The organism is Vibrio sp. 1402, from assembly GCF_033340275.1.
The window spans coordinates 1-625 of record NZ_JAWOWE010000400.1; the positions used below are offsets into that span (position 1 = coordinate 1).

Annotated in this window: 1 protein-coding gene; it reads right to left on the reverse strand. The window is 46.1% G+C overall.

What is annotated here, in order from left to right:
- Window positions 1-625: DEAD/DEAH box helicase (locus R7044_RS26305; protein WP_225456128.1), on the reverse strand; the 625-nt coding region annotated here is incomplete at both ends.

Below are 625 nucleotides of genomic sequence, written 5' to 3' on the forward strand. Positions count from 1 at the left end.
GCGCACGACGACGAGCACTCTGAGCACGGTCACCGTGACAAACTACTGCTTTGATGCCGTCAAGTTTCAGCTCTTTCACCACATCATTTGCGGTTTCTTTGTAGTTTACAAACACCAAAACTTGTTGCCAGTTTTTGCGACCGATCAGTTCAGAAAGCAGTTCTGTTTTACGTTCTTGATCGACTGGGTAAAGTACGTGAGCAACAGTGTGCGCGGTAGTGTTTGCACGCTCTACTTCGATGCGTTTTGGTTTACGCAGAATGTCTTTCGCTAACAGATTTAGCTGGCTTGAAGTCGTTGCCGAGAACATCATGATTTGCGGATCAGTATCAACGTCCAACATGATCTTACGAACAGCATGAATAAAGCCCATATCCAGAATACGGTCAGCTTCATCAAAAACAAGGAACTCAAGGTTCGCAACAGAAACGTTGCCTTGTTCGATGTGCTCTTCCAAGCGGCCTGGCGTTGCAACCAGAATATCGACGCCGTTTTCTAAAGCAGAAACTTGTGAAGACATTTTACGACCACCAAATACAGCCACAACCGATAGGTCTGTGTACTTAGTGTACGCTTTAATGTTGTCAGCGATCTGTTCTGCCAGTTCACGCGTTGGTGCCAAGAT